21 protein-coding genes and 1 riboswitch are annotated in these 18,423 nt (G+C 54.0%); of the genes, 7 read left to right on the plus strand and 14 right to left on the minus strand.

Annotation, left to right across the window (positions count from 1 at the left end):
- Positions 1-50: 50 nt before the first annotated feature.
- The 7 genes from yajC to ruvC all read right to left on the minus strand — a co-directional run bounded on the left by yajC (position 51) and on the right by ruvC (position 5,010).
- Complete coding sequence (yajC, locus tag BLP91_RS03825) at positions 51-350, minus strand: preprotein translocase subunit YajC (protein ID WP_091566851.1); 300 nt, start codon at positions 348-350, stop codon at positions 51-53.
- A gap of 29 nt (positions 351-379) precedes the next feature.
- Positions 380-1,516, minus strand: coding sequence for a tRNA guanosine(34) transglycosylase Tgt (tgt, locus tag BLP91_RS03830; RefSeq protein ID WP_091566853.1), 1,137 nt, complete (start codon positions 1,514-1,516; stop codon positions 380-382).
- Positions 1,517-1,587: 71 nt separating this feature from the next.
- The gene (gene queA, locus BLP91_RS03835; RefSeq protein ID WP_091566855.1) at positions 1,588-2,619 is read right to left on the minus strand and encodes a tRNA preQ1(34) S-adenosylmethionine ribosyltransferase-isomerase QueA; all 1,032 of its coding nucleotides are present in this window, start codon (positions 2,617-2,619) and stop codon (positions 1,588-1,590) included.
- Positions 2,620-2,661: 42 nt separating this feature from the next.
- A complete protein-coding gene (locus tag BLP91_RS03840) occupies positions 2,662-2,880 on the minus strand; it encodes a DUF2905 domain-containing protein (protein ID WP_091566857.1) in 219 nt (72 codons plus the stop codon).
- Positions 2,877-3,875, minus strand: coding sequence for a Holliday junction branch migration DNA helicase RuvB (gene ruvB, locus BLP91_RS03845; RefSeq protein ID WP_091566859.1), 999 nt, complete (start codon positions 3,873-3,875; stop codon positions 2,877-2,879). The genes BLP91_RS03840 and ruvB overlap by 4 nt, the downstream gene beginning before the upstream one ends.
- 14 nt (positions 3,876-3,889) lie before the next feature.
- On the minus strand, positions 3,890-4,507 hold the full coding sequence (gene ruvA, locus BLP91_RS03850; RefSeq protein WP_091566861.1) for a Holliday junction branch migration protein RuvA: 618 nt from the start codon (positions 4,505-4,507) through the stop codon (positions 3,890-3,892).
- Positions 4,504-5,010, minus strand: coding sequence for a crossover junction endodeoxyribonuclease RuvC (gene ruvC, locus BLP91_RS03855; RefSeq protein WP_091566863.1), 507 nt, complete (start codon positions 5,008-5,010; stop codon positions 4,504-4,506). The genes ruvA and ruvC overlap by 4 nt, the downstream gene beginning before the upstream one ends.
- A gap of 150 nt (positions 5,011-5,160) precedes the next feature.
- Between ruvC and BLP91_RS03860 the strand changes: the two genes are divergently transcribed.
- Complete coding sequence (locus BLP91_RS03860) at positions 5,161-5,634, plus strand: hypothetical protein (protein ID WP_143003453.1); 474 nt, start codon at positions 5,161-5,163, stop codon at positions 5,632-5,634.
- Between the two features lie 391 nt (positions 5,635-6,025).
- On the opposite strand, the gene BLP91_RS03865 is transcribed toward BLP91_RS03860, so the two are convergent.
- Positions 6,026-6,388, minus strand: coding sequence for a DUF2512 family protein (locus BLP91_RS03865; RefSeq protein ID WP_176757800.1), 363 nt, complete (start codon positions 6,386-6,388; stop codon positions 6,026-6,028).
- Positions 6,389-6,600: 212 nt separating this feature from the next.
- Here BLP91_RS03865 and BLP91_RS03870 point away from each other — a divergent pair, with 212 nt between their 5' ends.
- Genes BLP91_RS03870 through BLP91_RS03880 form a run of 3 tightly spaced genes read left to right on the plus strand, consistent with a single transcriptional unit; the run spans position 6,601 to position 8,943 of the window.
- Positions 6,601-6,846, plus strand: coding sequence for a FeoA family protein (locus BLP91_RS03870; protein ID WP_091566869.1), 246 nt, complete (start codon positions 6,601-6,603; stop codon positions 6,844-6,846).
- Between the two features lie 2 nt (positions 6,847-6,848).
- A complete protein-coding gene (locus tag BLP91_RS03875) occupies positions 6,849-7,571 on the plus strand; it encodes a FeoB small GTPase domain-containing protein (RefSeq protein ID WP_091566871.1) in 723 nt (240 codons plus the stop codon).
- Positions 7,546-8,943, plus strand: a complete 1,398-nt coding sequence (locus BLP91_RS03880; RefSeq protein ID WP_091566873.1) for a nucleoside recognition domain-containing protein — start codon at positions 7,546-7,548, stop codon at positions 8,941-8,943. Before BLP91_RS03875 ends, BLP91_RS03880 begins: the two co-directional genes overlap by 26 nt.
- 343 nt (positions 8,944-9,286) lie before the next feature.
- Here BLP91_RS03880 and BLP91_RS03885 read toward each other — a convergent pair whose 3' ends face one another.
- The 5 genes from BLP91_RS03885 to BLP91_RS03905 all read right to left on the minus strand — a co-directional run bounded on the left by BLP91_RS03885 (position 9,287) and on the right by BLP91_RS03905 (position 13,556).
- A complete protein-coding gene (locus BLP91_RS03885) occupies positions 9,287-10,189 on the minus strand; it encodes a cation diffusion facilitator family transporter (RefSeq protein ID WP_091566875.1) in 903 nt (300 codons plus the stop codon).
- Between the two features lie 13 nt (positions 10,190-10,202).
- The gene (locus BLP91_RS03890) at positions 10,203-10,511 is read right to left on the minus strand and encodes an ArsR/SmtB family transcription factor (RefSeq protein ID WP_425412166.1); all 309 of its coding nucleotides are present in this window, start codon (positions 10,509-10,511) and stop codon (positions 10,203-10,205) included.
- Positions 10,512-10,651: 140 nt separating this feature from the next.
- On the minus strand, positions 10,652-11,407 hold the full coding sequence (locus BLP91_RS03895) for a YebC/PmpR family DNA-binding transcriptional regulator (protein ID WP_091567071.1): 756 nt from the start codon (positions 11,405-11,407) through the stop codon (positions 10,652-10,654).
- 172 nt (positions 11,408-11,579) lie between these two features.
- A complete protein-coding gene (locus BLP91_RS03900; RefSeq protein ID WP_176757801.1) occupies positions 11,580-12,548 on the minus strand; it encodes a phosphotransferase in 969 nt (322 codons plus the stop codon).
- 36 nt (positions 12,549-12,584) lie between these two features.
- Positions 12,585-13,556: a LysM peptidoglycan-binding domain-containing protein gene (locus tag BLP91_RS03905; RefSeq protein WP_091566880.1), complete on the minus strand. Its 972-nt coding sequence runs from the start codon at positions 13,554-13,556 to the stop codon at positions 12,585-12,587.
- Positions 13,557-13,683: 127 nt separating this feature from the next.
- Here BLP91_RS03905 and BLP91_RS03910 point away from each other — a divergent pair, with 127 nt between their 5' ends.
- Genes BLP91_RS03910 through BLP91_RS03920 form a run of 3 tightly spaced genes read left to right on the plus strand, consistent with a single transcriptional unit; the run spans position 13,684 to position 16,404 of the window.
- Positions 13,684-14,490 carry a GDSL-type esterase/lipase family protein gene (locus BLP91_RS03910; RefSeq protein WP_091566883.1) on the plus strand — a complete coding sequence of 269 codons (807 nt, stop codon included), beginning with the start codon at positions 13,684-13,686 and terminating at the stop codon, positions 14,488-14,490.
- Positions 14,487-15,419 carry an ABC transporter ATP-binding protein gene (locus BLP91_RS03915; protein ID WP_091566885.1) on the plus strand — a complete coding sequence of 311 codons (933 nt, stop codon included), beginning with the start codon at positions 14,487-14,489 and terminating at the stop codon, positions 15,417-15,419. Before BLP91_RS03910 ends, BLP91_RS03915 begins: the two co-directional genes overlap by 4 nt.
- 1 nt (position 15,420) lies before the next feature.
- Positions 15,421-16,404 carry an ABC transporter permease gene (locus BLP91_RS03920; protein WP_091566887.1) on the plus strand — a complete coding sequence of 328 codons (984 nt, stop codon included), beginning with the start codon at positions 15,421-15,423 and terminating at the stop codon, positions 16,402-16,404.
- Between the two features lie 41 nt (positions 16,405-16,445).
- On the opposite strand, the gene BLP91_RS03925 is transcribed toward BLP91_RS03920, so the two are convergent.
- Complete coding sequence (locus tag BLP91_RS03925) at positions 16,446-17,903, minus strand: amino acid permease (protein ID WP_091566889.1); 1,458 nt, start codon at positions 17,901-17,903, stop codon at positions 16,446-16,448.
- A gap of 99 nt (positions 17,904-18,002) precedes the next feature.
- Positions 18,003-18,188, minus strand: a riboswitch (Lysine riboswitch).
- Positions 18,189-18,423: the final 235 nt, after the last annotated feature.

An 18,423-nucleotide genomic window follows, 5' to 3' on the forward strand; every position in this document is an offset into this window, starting at 1 on the left:
GCTAAAAGCAAGCAAAGAAAAAGACGGGCCAGAAAGGCCCGCCTGTTGGCTCAGCTGTTGTTCTCCTTTTGCTCCTCTTTATCTCCGTCCTGGTTAACGACAGCGTTCACAGCGGAACGTTCAAACACCAAGCGAGATTGATCGTTCACCTTCAAGGTGACGCGGTCATCGGTAAGATCCATGATCGTACCATGTAAACCGCCGATGGTAACCACCTTATCCCCCTTTTTCAAGCCGGCCAGCATCGCGTTACGCTCCTTGTTACGCTTCTGCTGAGGACGAATCAGCAGGAAATAGAAAACGGCGAGAATAATGATCAGCGGCAGGAATTGGGCTAATGCTGCTTCCATCAAACATCCTCCTATCTAAATGTTTTTCATTAAAAGTTTCTCGTCGGCATTGTGGAACCGTAATACTCTTCAAAGAAACGGTCCCGAAAGTCCAGCAGACGATCCTCCCGGATGGCCTGGCGCACCTTTTCCTTTAATCGGAGCAGGAAATAGAGATTATGGTAGGTGGTAAGCCGGATGCCGAAGGTTTCGTCCGATTTGATGAGATGCCGAAGATAAGCCCGTGTATAGTTGCGACAGGTGTAGCAGTCACACTCCGGGTCAAGGGGGGAGAAATCCCGGGCATACTTGGCGTTTCTCACCACGACCCGTCCCCGGCTGGTCATCGTTGCCCCGTTCCGGGCGATTCGGGTGGGAAGCACACAGTCAAACATATCCACCCCGCGGATCACACCCTCCACCAGCGCATCGGGGGAGCCGACCCCCATCAGATAGCGGGGTTTCTCTTCGGGTAAGAGGGGGGTAGTCCATTCCAGAGCCTCATACATCTTCTCCTTCGGCTCCCCGACGCTGAGGCCTCCGATAGCGTAACCTGGCAGATCGATGGAGGTGATGAGCCGGGCACTCTCCTCCCGAAGATCCCGATACATGCCCCCCTGGATGATGCCGAACAAGGCTTGGTCTTCCTTCCGACTGTGGGCTTCGGTGCACCGTTTCAACCAGCGGTATGTACGATCGAGAGAAGCCTTTACATAGTCCCGCTCTGCCGGATAGGGAGGACACTCATCAAAAGCCATGATGATGTCTGCTCCCAGTGCGTTTTGAATCTCCATCGACTTCTCAGGACTGAGAAAAAGGGGTTCCCCGCTCAGATGGGAGCGGAAGGAGACGCCTTCCTCGGAAATTTTCCGGAGATCGGCCAGGCTAAACACCTGAAATCCTCCGCTGTCGGTCAAGATGGCCCGGTCCCAGTTCATAAACCGGTGCAATCCCCCCGCTTCCCGCACCACCTCGTGACCCGGCCGCAAATAGAGATGGTAGGTGTTGGACAAAATGATGCCACTGCCCATCTCCTTCAACTCTTCGGGACTCATGGTCTTCACCGTGGCCAAAGTGCCCACAGGCATAAACACGGGGGTCTCCACCGTACCGTGGGGCGTATGTAATCGCCCGAGACGGGCGCCAGATTGACGGCATGTTTTGATCAATTCATATCGAACGGCCAATGTGGCTTCCTCCTACTCATTCCATTATACCTGAAGTGGCGGAGCGGATAAACGATAACTTGACACAAACGTCAAAGAATCAACATCGCATCCCCGAAACTGAAGAAACGGTATCGTTCGGAAACCGCTGTCCGGTAGGCTTCCAGCATCAACTCCCGGGAGGCAAAAGCAGAGACGAGCATGAGCAGCGTCGATTTGGGCAAGTGGAAATTGGTCAGCAGGGTGTCCACGACCCGGAAGGGGAAGCCGGGATAGATAAAGATATCCGTCCATCCCCGGGTTGCTCGCACCTCACCATGTTCCCTGGCAACGCTCTCCAAGGTGCGTACCGAGGTGGTTCCGACGGCTACCACCCGGTTCCCCCTCTCTTTCGCCTTTTGGATGGCTGTCGCAGACACCTCGGATACCTCGTAAAATTCCGCATGCATTTGATGCTCCTCCACGTTCTCCGCAGTCACCGGGCGGAAGGTGCCCAATCCGACGTGCAAGGTGATCGGAACGATCTCTACACCCTTTTCTTTGGCTTGCTCCAGCAACTCCCGGGTGAAATGGAGCCCGGCGGTGGGGGCAGCGGCAGAACCGACTTCACGGGAGTATACGGTTTGATACCGTTCCGGCTCGTCCAGCTGCTTTCGGATGTATGGTGGCAGCGGCATCTCTCCTAACTTGTCCAACAATCGCTCCAAATCAGAGGTGTTGTAGTGGAGACGAAACACCCGGCCTCCAGCTGCTTCGGTTTTTTCCTCCGCCACCGCTGTTAGATCCCCCTCCCCGAAGTGAACGATCGTCCCTTCCCTGATCCGTTTCGCCGGTTTTACCAAGGATTCCCAGCGATCCTCACCCAGAGGGTTTAACAGCAGCAGCTCGATGCGGGCTCCGGTCCCTTCCTTGGTTCCGATCAGGCGAGCGGGGCGGACTCGGGTATCGTTTAATACCAGCACATCCCCCGCTCCTAAGTAATCCAGGATATCAGGAAAGCGGCGGTGTTGGATTTTTTCTGTTTCCCGATCCACCACCATCAACCGCGATGCGCTTCGTTCCTCTGTCGGCTCTTGAGCGATCAAGTCTTCTGGCAACGGATAATCAAACATCGAAACATCCATAAAATAGAATTCGTCCTTTCTCACAGGAAAAAAGCCCGTCCCTCACCGGAACAGGCGAAATAGGTATAAAATTAGTGACAACACCACACTGATCACGATGCTGGTCACAATGGGAAAATAAAATTTGAAGTTCTCTCGTTCAACCACAATATCTCCCGGCAGCCGTCCCAGGTTGAACAGCCGGCCGCCAAAGTGCCAGACCAAGCCGACCGCCAGCAGAACGGCTCCCATGAAGATCAGCATTTTCGGGATCGGACTCATTTTGGCATTTCCACCCCAAAGTGTTGATAGCAGCGCGGTGTCACCATTCGGCCCCGGGGGGTCCGTTGCAACAGGCCGGTCTGCATCAGATAAGGTTCATAAACATCTTCCACCGTATGGGCCTCTTCCCCGATGGTAGCCGCAATCGTCTCCAGCCCGACCGGACCGCCGCGAAAGTGCTCCATAATCGATCGCAGGAGCTTGTGGTCCACTTCATCCAGTCCCAGTTTATCCACTTGGATCCGGTCCAATGCGTCCCGGGCGGTTTCCGCAGTGATCACGCCCTCCGCCTTCACCTGGACAAAATCGCGAACCCGCTTTAGCAGCCGGTTGGCCACCCGCGGGGTTCCACGCGCTCGGCAGGCAATCTCTTCGGCCCCGTCTTCCCGGATGGCCACCCGCATCAGATCTGCCGCCCGCATCACAATCAGGGTTAGCTGTTCCTGGGTGTAATATTCCAAACGACTGACCACTCCAAACCGGTCCCGCAACGGGGAAGAGAGGGAACCGGCTCGGGTAGTGGCCCCCACCAGAGTAAAGGGCGGCAGATCCAATCGGACCGAACGGGCGCTGGGCCCCTTTCCGATCACGATATCCAGGGCAAAATCCTCCATCGCCGGATAAAGAACTTCCTCCACACTCCGGTTTAATCGGTGAATCTCGTCGATAAAGAGGAGATCCCCCTGCTCCAGATTGGTCAGGATCGCTGCCAAATCCCCGGGTCGTTCGATGGCGGGGCCGGAGGTGGCCCGAACCTGCACCCCCATCTCGTTGGCGATAATGTGGGATAGGGTGGTTTTCCCCAACCCAGGAGGTCCGTACAGAAGCACGTGATCCAGCGAATCTCCCCGCATCCGGGCCGCTTCTATGTATACCTTCAGATTGTCTTTCACCCGCGTCTGGCCGATATAATCATCCAGATATTTGGGGCGCAGGCTGAACTCCACCGGTTCGTCTTCCGCTGACAGATGGGAAGAGATGATCCGTTCATCCATCCCGCATCCCCCCTTTAACTTTTCATGGAAAGTTGTAACGCGCGCCGGATCCATTCGTCGAGGTCAGGCTGACCATCCCCCCATCCCTCACGGGCAAGACGGACGGATTGGGCAGCTTCTTCCTCATTATAGCCCAGGGCCTTGAGCGCTTCAATCGCCTCCCGCTCCTGACCCCCTCCAGCTTCGGATATCCCCTTATCCCCTTCAGAGGGGAGCCATCGTTGGGACCAACCCGCCTTTTCAAATTTATCCTTCAAGTCCAGCACCATGCGTTGGGCCGTTTTCTTCCCAATTCCCGGGAGTTTGGTGAGAAACTTGAGATTTTCCTGTTCCACGGCCTCCACCAGCCGCTCCGGTGAACCGGAACCGACGATGGACAACGCTCCCTTGGGTCCGATTCCCGACACCTCCAACAACAGCCGAAACAGATCCCGAGTATCCCGTTCCTTAAAGCCGTATAACAGGTGGGCATCTTCCCGGACCACCTGGTGGGTATATACCCGAACCCGGCTTCCCTCTTCCCACTCAAAGGGATTCGTACAATAAATCTGATAGCCGACACCCTCTGTTGTTTCCACAACGACGGCCTCCATCGTGTGATAAGCGACGGTTCCCTGGATGAAGTCGATCACAAGCCTTCCCTCCCCTGTCCAATCCGCTTGGAAAAGGTGGTGGAATGTGCCTGGCAGATAGCCACACCCAGGGCGTCAGCCACATCGTCGGGCTTCGGGATCTCCGGCAAGTTGAGCAACATCCGCACCATCTCCTGGATTTGCCGTTTCTGGGCCTGTCCGTACCCAACCACCGCCATCTTCACTTGCAGCGGGGTATATTCGGTGATCATAGCTCCCGTTTCCTCCGCCGCCAACATCACGACCCCCCGGGCCTGACCCACGGCAAAGGCGGTGGTGACGTTCCGATTAAAAAACAGCTTCTCAATCGCTACCACTTCCGGTTGAAACCGCGAAAACAATTGCGTCGCCGCATCGTAAATCTGTTTGAGCCGGGTCGCTGTCGGCAGGCCCGCCTCGGTCTGAATGCTGCCGTAATCCACCGGCTTGAGGCGATTACCGCGTTGGTCGATCACCCCGTAACCGACAATGGCGATCCCCGGATCAATCCCCAAAATCCGCACGTTTTCTCCTCCCCATCCGAACACCTATTCTCTTTGGGAACTGATCAATTATATCACAATTTACGCCCGATTTTGGGAGAATCTTGTCGCATGAAACCCATCCGAACAGCAAATGATGAAAAGAGAACGAACACGGGGAGTGTCTTGGATATGATGAAACATTTTTACCTGCTGATCCTCGGCGCCGGTTTGATGTTGTATACGGCTGGATGTGGCGACAATGCTCTCAATGGATCGGAACAAGCCGCTGTCGATTTTTATAAAGAAGTGTGGGTGGAAGGGGACACCAACCACTCCCAGGGTATGCTGGATCACGTTTCTGAATCCGATGATCTGCAGTGGCGGGTGGAGCAGACAACCTCTGCGGAACGAAAAAATCCTCCCATCATGGTGACGGTCTCACCTACAGACTCGCAAATGTTTGAAAAAACGATCCTGATCCACCGCCCCTCGGACAAGAGGGATTTCAAAGTTCGTGTCCGCCGTACGAACGGCCGTTGGCGCGTGACCAAGTTTGAACAGAATTACGACAAACAGCGGGGCGGCTATATCAACAATGATGCTTATCAACGTTATCAAGAGGAATATCCGGCTCTCACTTGGAAGCGGGTGGAGCAGCCATAAATCAGCCGTTTTCGGTGTATAAAATACCGCTGTAGAAACGATAACATGCTCATCGTATCGATTCAGCACTTCAACAAGCCCAATACGCGCTGCAACAGATTCGCCAGATCGGCCAGCAACTGCAACAACAAGAATTGTAAAACACCTGGCAGTTCCAATAACTTCGGTTTCCAGGAACAACAGGCCGCCCAACAACTCCAGCAGGTACAACAGATGGCCCAATCAGGTGCAAACGTTCAATGCCCAACCCCAGACGTAGACGGCGACACAAAATGTTCTGCCGGCCTACAGCCAGACCAACGCTCAGGAAGTACGCCAACAAATTCAACCATCGCAAGCCTCCTGATGCCCCGAAGAAGAATCCGACCGCGGGTCGGCTTCTTCTTTAATGTTAAAACACCCGCTTTAACACCTTTTTCCGGTAATAGACATGGACCCCCCATTCCACTAAAGCAACAAAGGCCGCCCCTGCCAGGAAAAAGGAGAAATTGATCAAGGACCATTCCATCTGGTACAACCAGTTCCCTGTCCATCCGATCACCAGGAGTGCAAACAAAAAGTCCGCCAGGGATAACGTGAGGTTATGGAGATGGGGCAGCGCCCACCATTCCCCGATCACGTATCCTACCACGGTAAAAATCAGGCTGATCACGCCTAAGGCGGTCCAGTTCAGTCTAACCACCCAAGTCAACGCGATCAGCAAACCTACATAGATTGTTACAAACTTTGCCACCAAAATCCTGAAATGAATCATCCGCCTCCCCCTTCGCCTCCTTCGACTCCATCCTTCCCCCCTCTGTTTTATACGATACCCTGTCCCGCAAGTGAGGGATTGACAGATCTTCCATCCCCACATACAATACCTTTAAGCCATAAGTTTGCATAAGGGAAACTTTAATTCTGTGGAGCAAAATTTATTGTCTTATAAAATAATGATGAACCAAGACAAAAAGGAGGGCGCAATGGATGTCTGCAGAAATCTCCTTATCAAGAGCCCAACCAGGGCAAACATTACGCATCCGGCGCATGAGCTTGACAGGAAACGCGCGCTATCGCTTGTTGGATTTGGGATTTGTCCCCGGTGCAACGGTGGATGTGCTGCAAAAAAGCCCGCTGGGTGACCCGATCGCCTTTCGGGTCCGCCACACCACAATCGCTTTGCGTCGGGAGGAGTACGGACATATTTTTGGTGAGATCATCAGGAGGGGATAAAAGTGGACGGATGGAACCGTTGCCGAATTGCACTGGTCGGAAACCCCAACACTGGAAAAAGCACGTTGTTTAATGCCTTAACCGGCCTGCGCCAGCATACCGGAAACTGGCCGGGAAAAACGGTGGTACATGCTGAGGGGGCATACCGTTTCAAGGGGATGACCCACACCCTGATCGATCTTCCCGGAACCTATTCTCTCGACGCCAACTCCACGGATGAAGAAGTAACCCGGGACGTGCTCCTCTTTAACCCACCTGACGTTACCGTCGTTGTACTGGATGCCACTTGCCTGGAACGAAATCTGAACCTCGCGCTGCAAGTGTTGGAACTGTCCCGCCGAGTGGTGATTTGCCTCAATCTGATCGATGAAGCCCGCCGAAAAGGAATTCGGATCGATCACCATGGCTTATCTAAACGGCTGGGTGTCCCAGTGGTCAAAACCTCGGCCCGAGACGGACAGGGGCTAACCCAATTGAAACAAACTGTGCGTCAGATGGTGCTGGAGGAGATGGAACCTCGCCCCCTCAGAATCCGATACAGCGATAAAATGGAGCAAAAGATCGAGGAGATCACACCGGGGCTTGAACGCGCGTTGGGAGAGCAGTTTCCGATTCGTTGGATCGCCTTGCGTCTGTTAGAGGGAGATCAGCTGTTGATCGACGCACTCAAAAAACGGATCGAACAGGAGGACACATCCAATGACTTCCACCCGATGGAAGCATAACCGATCAGAACCGCTGTTTGCCTCGATAAAAGACCTTGCCGGATCGGTCAGCCGCGACGAGATCGTCACACCTCTTTACCAAACCAGCGCTTCCATCTGCCGCGATGTGGTTCAATATACCGCATCGGATCCCCATCAGACTTCTGATCGGATCGACCGCATCCTCACTTCTCGCCTATGGGGCTTTCCGATTATGTTCGCCCTCTTGGCCGCCATCTTTTGGATCACCATCACCGGGGCTAATGTTCCCTCCGCGATGTTGGCCGAAATGTTCGGCCACTTGGAACGTTACCTGAGTCTTACTTTTGCTGCCCTGAACGCTCCCGATTGGCTCCACGGCCTGTTGGTCCTGGGCTTATACCGGGGCGTCTCCTGGGTGGTCAGCGTCATGTTACCGCCGATGGCCATCTTTTTTCCGGTATTTGCGCTGTTGGAGAATGCCGGGTACCTGCCTCGGATTGCCTTCAATATGGATCGTCTCTTCAAAGGAGCCGGCGGTCACGGCAAGCAATCCCTCACCATGGCTATGGGCTTCGGCTGCAACGCGGCGGCCATTCTCTCCACCCGCATTATCGAATCACCACGGGAACGAATGCTAGCCATCCTCACCAACAACTTTGTTCCTTGCAACGGACGCTGGCCGATACTGATCCTTCTGTCCTCCCTGTTTATGGCCGCAGGCATTGGCGGCGGTTTGTCGACGATGGTGACTGCTGCGATGGTGATGGGGATCGTTCTTTTCGGAATCCTGGTCACCCTCGTGGTCTCCTGGGTGCTGTCCAAAACCGCTTTGAAAGGGGTGCCCACTCGCTACACGCTGGAGCTGCCCCCCTATCGCCGGCCAAAGATTTGGAATACCATCCTTCGGGCCACTCTGGACAAATCCCTGTTCGTGTTAAAACGAGCCGTGCTCGTCGCCGCACCTGCCGGTGTGGTCACCTGGACTCTAGCCAACTTGATCGTCGGCCATCAGAGCCTGCTGGAACATGTCGTCGGCTTCTTCGACCCCTTTGCCCAAGCACTGGGGCTGGATGGCTATATCTTGATCGCCTTCATTCTCGGCTTGCCCGCCAATGAAATCGTGCTTCCCATCCTCTTGATGGGCTATCTGTCCACGGGAGCGATGATCGAAGTGGAAAACATGGCCGATCTGAAACAGATCTTCCTCGATCACGGATGGACCTGGCTGACTGCCCTCAACATGATGTTGTTCTCCCTGCTCCACTACCCCTGCGGAACCACCCTGTTTAACATCTATCAAGAGACCAAAAGCCCCAAGTGGACCTTTGTTGCCTTTGCCCTCCCCACCGCCATCGCCATCGGCGTCACCTATACCGTCTCCTCCATCGTCCGTGGAATGGGGTGGGTATAACCCATAAAGAAGCAGACGGTTTAACACCGTCTTGTGGAGAAAGCCCTTCACTGCTTTCTCCACACTCTGAGACGGTTTAACACCGTCTGCTTTTTAAATGGAGCTATGGAACCGTGAGACCGATTCGATCCTTAGCGCACTTCCAAACCTCTTCAGCTTCACATTGGGCTCCGGGTTTTGCAGTAGACTGTCGTGGTTCTTCACCTTCTGAGACAGAGCCAAAAAAGCACCCCCGCCCCATCTTACCCGGAATCCAGGCCCATCACCCACCACCCCAGATGACCCATCGATATGGAGGTGTCCAAAGTAGGGCACGCAGAAATTTCACGGCCGGGGACACGATTCAGACTTCTGTTTCAGGGTGTTGTAAATCCGACGTCTCCACTTGAATCGTCGTATGCTTGATCTGAAATTGTTCGTCGATGATTCGGATCGCCTGTTGCAGGATGGTCTGACTGTCCCGGCTGTCTTCCACCACTAAATGACAGCTTAAGGAATCCAGTCCCGAGGTAATGGTCCAGATATGAAGATCATGGACATCACGAACCCCTTCGATCGCCCCCAGGGTCTTTTTCACTTCTGCTTGGTCGATGGTGACTGGTGTACCTTCCATCAGAATATGAATGCTCTGGGATAACACCCCCCAGGCGCTTCTAAGGATCAGGAGGGCGACTAGGACACTGATGACCGGATCCGCCACATACCAGGAAAAGGCCATCATCAACGCTCCCGCAACAATCGCCCCCACCGACCCCAGGGCATCACCCAAAACATGGAGGTAGGCACTTTTCAGATTGACGTTGTCCCGAACATCCCCTTTTTTCATAAGAAACCAGGCGCTCAACAGGTTGGCAATCAGGCCGATGGCGGCGATCATCATCATCGACCCTCCGGCCACCGTCGGTGGGGACATCAACCGTTCCACGGCTTCCCAGACGATAAAACCGGCGATTACAAAAAGGGTGAGCCCGTTAAACAGGGCAGCCAAGATTTCAAAACGGTAAAAACCGTAACTTTTGCTGGGTGAAGCAGGGCGAGTGGCGAACCACATCGCTACTAAGCTTAGCGCCAGAGAGGCGGTGTCGCTCAACATATGCCCGGAATCGGACAAAAGGGCCAAACTGTTGGTCAACAGCCCGCCGAAAAACTCCAACAGCATGATCCCCGCTGTGATGGCAAGGGCGATGGTCAGACCTTTTTTATTTTGCGTCCGCTGGTCATGATCATGATGATGGTGATGATGCAATCCCCTTCCTCCTTTATCGATGTTCTGTATGGCGGATCGCTTGCTGCAACAGACTGATCACATGATGGTCATCACAGGAATATCGGTATGTCTGTCCTTCTCTCCGGTATTTAACCAACCGCAGGTTGCGAAGTAACGCCAGCTGATGGGATACCGCTGATTGGGAAAGTCCCAAGGCATCTGCAATCTGTCCCACCGCATGCTCCTTTGCGGAAAGGAGACACAGGATGCGGATCCGCGTGGGATCCGACAGCGCTTTAAATGTCCTGGCCAACTCCTCCACCTGCTTCGAGGATAAGAAAAGTTCCGGATCGGAACGCAAGGGAACCCCCTCCATCCATTATATGAGCAAATGTTCATATATTGTACTTTTATTTTATACCAATGAGCTTTCCGTGAAAAGGAGCAAATAAAAAACGACCGATAAACGGCCGTCTCGGGATCCCTTACACTGACCAAGGGTTAATCCTGGTAGTTTTGGATCTCCTGATCATCCACTTCAAAATTGGCATAAACGTTTTGTACATCGTCATGATCATCCAAGGCATCGACCAGTTGGAACATCTTCGGTACATGATCCCCTGTCAAATGAATCGTATTTTGGGGAATCATGGTCACTTCCGCAGTGGAGAAACGGAATCCCTCTTGCTCCAGGGCATCCTTCACCTCTTCAAACTGATCAGGGGAGGTTATGATTTCATAGGAATCATCAGTCGCTTCCACATCTTCCGCTCCCGCTTCCAGAGCCTGCATCATCACTTCCTCTTCATCAAGGGCATCCTCTTCCCGATCGATGCGCAGAAACCCCCTGCGATCGAACATCCATGCGACACAGCCGCTTTCGCCCAGGTTGCCTCCGCGTTTGGAAAAAATGTGGCGGAGATCGGCAGCGGTCCGGTTGCGGTTATCCGTCAACGCTTCCACCATCACTGCGACGCCGCCCGGTCCGTAACCTTCGTAGGTGACCGACTCGTAGTTGCCGCCGCCATCTTCTCCGGTTCCCCGTTTAATGGCCCGCTCGATATTGTCATTCGGCATGTTTTGTGCGCGGGCTTTAGAAATGGCCAGACGAAGTCGCTGGTTCTGATCGGGATCGCCTCCCCCCTCTCTCGCTGCCACCGAGATCTCGCGGGAAAGCTTGGAAAAAACCTTTCCGCGGATTGCGTCCTGGCGGCCTTTTCGGTGTTGAATATTTTTCCACTTCGAGTGACCAGCCATCATAAACACCTCTTTCATCCTTAACATCTATCATTGTCAGGATGGGAAAGTAAAGGATCCACCGCGGACAAATCCGGAACGGCGGATCCTTTCTTTTCGTCAAAACGGTTTATCTTCCCGACCCCAATTCCGATTCCGAGCTTCTCCACCGTACCGAAGGATGACTCTAACATCATATCACAGGGTCTTTCATCGTCCAACCGGCCCAATACCGGAGAAAATAGAGAAAACGGGGCAGGGTGTCGACGATTTTTTGCAGGTAGGGAATGATTTTTTCACGGTCAAACCCGGTCTTGTTCCAAGCGATACCCAGTGCTTCACGAAAAAATTCATTAGGAAAACCGAGGAGAGCGGTCAATACCTCCCTCTCCAAAGGGCTCAATACCCGATAAGTTTCGTACGTGTTCAACACGTCGATAAAAATCTCCGGGTCCCAAGCCTGTTCCGCTAATGAACGGCTTAACAACTGCCACAAATCACCCACTTGAGCATCATAGTCTGCTGTCTCAAAATCGATCAACCATGCGGTTTGATTTCCGTCGATCAGTATATTATGGCTGGCTAGATCCCGGTGACTGATACAATGCAAACTCCGTTCCCACCCGATCAAAGGCTTCAGCGGAAGGCGACTCAAGCGTTGCCGAGCCCCCGTTGCGAACTTCAGAAAGTGCTCACCATACGCTCGCAATAAGAGACCCAACTCCCCGCCTACTCTGTCGGCCTTTTTCATCAATAAAGAAAAAGAGCGGTACCGACTGTCGATCCGCTCCCACAGGGAAACATAGCGTAAAGACGGGGGCGGGGTGAAAAGATGCCGTCCAGCCCGGTGGAAACGGGCGAGGAGATCCGCGGCCATCCGGATCTCCTCCCGGTTCCGATAGGTGGCTGGCCGAGCGTTTACCCAGGCGGTTAACAACCAATCCCTCCCGTCGGTTCGGAAGGAAGGCATCGGGTCAAATCCCCTCTGCCTTAATTCCCGGTCCACTCCGTACCACCAGCGTAAATGGGAGGGGTTGCGAAGGGGTTTTGCGACCCACTTGCCTGACGGGGTTTCCAGCAGAGGATACCTGCGGTTCCTGTGGACGGTGTAGATGGTCTCCCCCAGGATCTGTTTCCAACGAAGGATTTCTGCACCGTCCATCCCCATCCCTCCTCACAATTCGAAACCACGGACTTCTCACCTTTCTGCCGAACTCTCCTCCCATTCTTTTTCCTCTTCAAGAAAGGAGGAATAATCTTGCCCTATCTGTTCAAAGGGAGATAACAGCTCTCCACCACCGTCACCTGATTGCTGTCCGAGGAAAGGCTTCATCGGCGGTTGCAGATCTCCACCGCAGCCCGGCTGTTGCCCAGGCAAGGGATAGGGCATCATCGGTTGCTGCCCTTCTCCGCCACCTCCCGGCTGTCGACCCGGGAAGGGATACGGCATCGTCGGTTGCTGCCCTTCTCCGCCACCTCCCGGCTGTCGACCGGGGAAGGGATACGGCATCATCGGTTGCTGCCCTTCTCCGCCGCCTCCCGGCTGTTGACCGGGGAAGGGATACGGCATCATCGGTGGCTGCCCTTCTCCGCCACCTCCCGGCTGTTGACCGGGGAAGGGATACGGCATCATCGGTGGCTGCTGTTGAGGTGGGCTTTGCCAACCGGCACCTGGCTGCATCGGCCTCATCATCGGCGGGTAGGAACCGTAAGGCGGCATAAAGGGTCGTCGCCCGCCACACCCACATCCTCCTCCATAGGGAGGGGGGGAGGGATAGGGATATGATTGCGGAGGAGGTGTCGGCGGTCCGGGAGCCGGTCCCGGTGCCGGCATTCTCGGTGATTCCCCGCGGTATTGTGGAGCTTTTGGCATCGGTGGCATCATCTCCCGTGGCGTTGTCGAGTTCCAGTTGTCCTCAGGCGGTTTCGGCAATGGTTTTTCTTGGGGCGATTCCTCCCTTTCCGAAATTTCCCGGGAATGTTCCGCAGCTTTTTTCCCTTCCTGACGAGCGACTCGAACTTTCTCACCAGGAATTCGCACCTTGGTACCGGGTTTCAACTCTTTTGGGTTGAGATTCCTGTTGGCTGCCTGCAATTGTTTCACGGGGAGGTTAAACTGCTGAGCAATTTTTGAAAGCGTATCTCCCTTTTGCACGATATACAGTTTCAAACTGATGTCCCTCCTCTAAAAAGACAATACGTTTTATATATATGCGCGTTTGGGCGGTTTGCCCACTCGAACTGGGGAAAAGATATAAAAAGATACTACTTCCGAACAAAGAGAGCGAGGATGACCAATGCGGATCAAAGGACACCCGCTCTGGGTGATGTTCAGCCTGGTATCCCTGTTGATGGGCCTCACCCTGGCTTTCGGTTTTGTCTGGGCAGTCAAAGATGTGATCCAATCTCCCGGAGACCCGGTTTCTCAGGAAGAAGTTCGAGAAGCGGGCGCCCGAAAGGAAACCAGAGACAAACTGTTGGTCAGTTTGGGGGATTCCTTGACCCGCGGCACCGGGGATAGAGAGGGCCAAGGCTATGTCACCCGGGTCAAGGAGGCCCTGCAGAAAAATAACGAGGCGGTCCGGGCCGTCAATCTGGCGGTGATGGGACAAACCTCCGAAGGTTTGCTGGAGCAGGTAAAGCTGAAACGGGTACGCAGGGTGATTGCTGATGCCCGTTGGATCACCTTGACCATCGGCGGAAACGACCTCTTCCGGAAAGGAGCAGCTCTGGAGGAAGATACCGAACACACCCAACAGGCCCGGATCGCTTACCGGAAAAACCTAAAGGAGATCCTGACCCTGATCCGGCAAGAAAACCAAACCGCTCCAATCTTCCTTTTCGGCTTGTATCATCCCTTCGGCCATCTGAAAGATCCGCGTGCCGGTGATACGGTCGTTCACCAATGGAACAACACCCTGATCCAGGTGGCGGGTTCATTTGATCAAGTCGTCGTTATTCCCGTCTTTGACATCTTCCAGCTCCACCCCAAAAAATACTTAGCCTCTGACCTGTTTCACCCTAATCATACGGGATACGAATTTTTTGCTGACCGCCTGCTGCAGGCGATGAATGGACAAAGTCCGGGAGGTGTCCGTCAATGATTAGTGATCAAAAGCGGGAAGTCCTTCGCGTCTCCGGTTTGAAAAAGTGCATCAGCAAGCGGACCCTGGTGGACGACATTACCTTTCACATCAACGAGGGGGAAATATTCGGCTTTCTTGGCCCTAATGGTGCCGGAAAGACCACCATCATCCGCATGCTAGTCGGTCTGATCCGCCCCACTGCCGGGTCCGTTTCCATTTTTGGCCACCACCTAGCCCGTGATCCCTTAAACGCCCTCAAACATGTGGGATGTATCGTGGAAAACCCCGAACTGTATCCCTATCTAACCGGTCGGGAAAACCTGGAGCTTTTTTCACGGATGACGGAAGGGGTGCCACCGGAACGGATCAATCAGGTGGCTCAGCAGGTAGAGCTGGGGGATCGTTTGGACGATACGGTGAAAACCTACTCCCTGGGAATGAAACAACGCCTCGGCCTCGCTCAATCGCTGTTGCATCGTCCCAAACTTCTGATTCTGGACGAGCCTACCAATGGATTGGACCCCGCCGGCATCCGTGAAATACGCCAGTTGATCCTCCAACTGGCGCAGATGGAGAAAATGAGCGTCCTGATCTCCAGCCACATTCTGCACGAGATTCAACTCATGTGCGACCGAGTCGCCATTCTCAACCGGGGCCGAATGATCCGCGTCAGCCCGGTTGAGCGCCTATTGGAAGGCGATGGCCCCGTAGAGTGGGGAATCGATCCCCTGGATCGCGGCTTGGAAGTTCTGCAGTCTCTGCCCTATGTTCATGACCTGGAACCGCTCAGTGACCGCCGCATACGCACCCACATTCCGGAGGAGAAGATCGGGGACGTCAACCGGGAACTGATTCGGGCCGGCATTCGAGTGGAGGCGATGGATCGCCAGTCTCTAACGCTGGAGGATATTTTCCTCCAAATGACGGAGGGGGATTCTAGTGGGTAACATGAGCGGACTGGTCTACAATGAACTGTTGAAAATGGTGAAGAAAAAACGGGTCCTCAGCGTGCTCTTAATCATCGCTGTGTTGATCCCTCTTTTCACCTACGGCCAATACCGAACGATACAAAACACCATCGATCAGATGGAAACATCGGACTGGCGATCGATCCTACAACAACAGATCATCGACAATCAGAACCGCCTGTCATCCAGCCGAATGCCCCCAGAATGGAAAGAGCATCTGAAACTCCACATCCAACAACAGCAGTACTATCTGGACCATGACATCAACCCAGCAACACCAGGAGCTCCCACCTTTGTACGGAAGTTTATCGGGGAGGCGGTCTCCCTCTTCCTCCCCCTCTTGGTGGTCGTGATCGCTTCCGATATTGTCAGCTCGGAACGAGGAGCGGGAACGATCAAACTGCTGCTCACCCGCCCCGTCCGACGTTGGCAGGTCCTCCTTTCCAAATATGTGGCTCTGTTGCTATTAGTCTCCTTTACGGTGACAGCCACTGCTATACTGGGTACCCTGATTTCCGGGGTGATCTTCGGATACGCTGGTTGGGAGATGCCGGTTTTCACAGGATTTAAGGAGAACAACGGCGAGCTGATCACCCAACAGGTACATTTGGTTCCGCAATGGCAATATATCCTGATGGCATACGGTCTCGCTTGGTTTTCCTCTCTTACTGTGGCCACCCTCTCCTTCATGGTGTCGGTACTGATGCGGAGCACCGCTGCCAGCATGGGGACGATGTTGGCGGCAGTCATTTCCGGTAGTCTCCTCACCCAAATTGCGCCCAGTTGGACCGCACTGAAGTACTTGGCCTTCACCAACCTTCGCCTGACCGATTATCTGTCGGGACGGCCAGCGATGATCGAGGGAATGAGCCTCCCTTTTTCCTTGAGCATCCTCACCCTCTGGTCTTTGGCCGGTTTGATAATCGCTTTTACCGTCTTTGCAAAACGGGACGTGTTGGCATAAAAAACCCCCGTGTGCGGAACCTCTGCACACGGGGGTTTGATTCATCCTTCCGTTTCGTCCAACTGACATTCTTTGAGCGAGACCACTTTCGTCTTTTTCACCCATTTGTAACCGAGCCAAAGAGCCAAAAACAGAGGCAGACCGATATAGGAGACCAAGACCCCGTACCAATCGATCTCACCGCCGGTAAAGGCCGTGTAGTTTTGCCCCGCGATCACGATTAGACAGAGGGCAAAGGCGAACAGCGGACCGAAAGGAAACCACTTGGCTCGATACGGCAGTTCAGCCGGATCCTTGCCCTGGGCGACAAAAGCCTTACGGAACCGATAATGACTGATCGCGATCCCCAGCCAGACGATAAAGCCGGACAAGCCAGAGGCATTTAGCAACCAAACGTAGACGGTACCGTCACCGAAGATCGATGCCATAAATGCCAACATCCCGACGGCGGTCGTCAGCAAAAGCGCCCAGATCGGGATGCCCCAGCGATTGACCCGGGCAAACACCCGCGGAGCATGCCCCTCTTTGGCCAGGTGCCACAACATGCGGGTAGAGGCGTACATCCCGGAGTTACCTGCGGACAGTACCGCCGTCAAGATGACCGCGTTCATCAGAGAAGCGGCAAAGGCGAGACCGGCCCGGTCAAAAATAATGGTAAAGGGACTGACCGCAATGTTTTGTACATCTTCGTTGACCAGATGGGGATTGGTATAAGGAATCAAGAGACCCACCACAAAAATGGCCAGCACATAAAACAAGAGGATGCGCCAAAACACCTGCCGGACGGCCCGGGGAATGTTGCGGCGCGGGTTTTCACTCTCACCGGCCGCCACGCCGATCAGTTCCGTCCCCTGAAAGGAGAAGCCGGCCACCAAAAAGACGGCCAAAATCGCTCCGACGCCGTTATGGAACGGAGCATCGTTTAAGGTCCAGTTTTTGAAACCGATCGATTCCCCGCCCATAATGCCAACGATCATCAATAGACCAACGACGAGGAAAATCACCACAGTCCCCACTTTGATCATGGCAAACCAATATTCCGCTTCACCGAAGCCCCGGACAGATAGGACATTTAACAAAAACATCAGAGCCAGGAATAATCCGCTCCACAACATCGAGGGGCTGTCGGGGAACCAGAACTTCATCACCAGGGTTGCGGCGGACAAGTCGGCGGCAATGGTGATCGCCCAGTTATACCAATAGTTCCACCCCATGGCAAAGCCCAGAGCCGGGTCAACAAAACGGGCGGAATAGGTGCTGAAGGAACCGGCTACCGGCATGTAAGAAGCCATTTCACCCAAACTGGTCATCAAGAAGTAAACCATGATACCGACAGCGATATAGGCGACCAAAGCACCTCCTGGCCCCGCTGTCGCGATGGTGCTTCCGCTAGCTACAAACAGACCGGTGCCGAGGGCACCCCCGATGGCGATCATCGACAGATGCCGGGACTTCAGTCCGCGGCGCAGTTGACCGCCATCCTGTTGCTTATCGGACATATGTTGTCACTCCCTTCCTTGATTACTCGAAAGGAGCCTGATTGAAGGCACAAAAAAACACCACCGAAAGGAACGGCGGCATTGTTTGGCCACATCACCTTCCGAGATAGCGCTCCACACGGGGATTCCGCGTGACAGTCCCGCCCCTCTTAGGGAACGGGCCCAACCCGTGACTTCGGGGAAACAGATCCACAGGTTTCGGCAGTTCCGCCTTTCACCGACCATCAATGGTTATCCCCAAACCTCCTGCCGGTTACTCATCGTCACTGCTCCTCTACCTCACCTTTGAGGATGAGGGAAGCTTCACTTTTTTTATTGTTAATGTCAGTTTACGAGGAATTGTAACGAAATGCAATGGCTGCGTCTGAATTGAATCATTTACCTGTCTCGGATAAAATGACATACGTCGCGACACATTCCTTTTTTCACAGGGATTGAACATCGCAAAGGAAAACTGGACAAATAGAAAAATACCTGAAACAATGTCAAATTGAACGTCCCCCCGTCTATCTTCGTCACA

The organism is Melghirimyces thermohalophilus, assembly GCF_900102685.1.
Lineage (GTDB): Bacteria > Bacillota > Bacilli > Thermoactinomycetales > DSM-45169 > Melghirimyces > Melghirimyces thermohalophilus.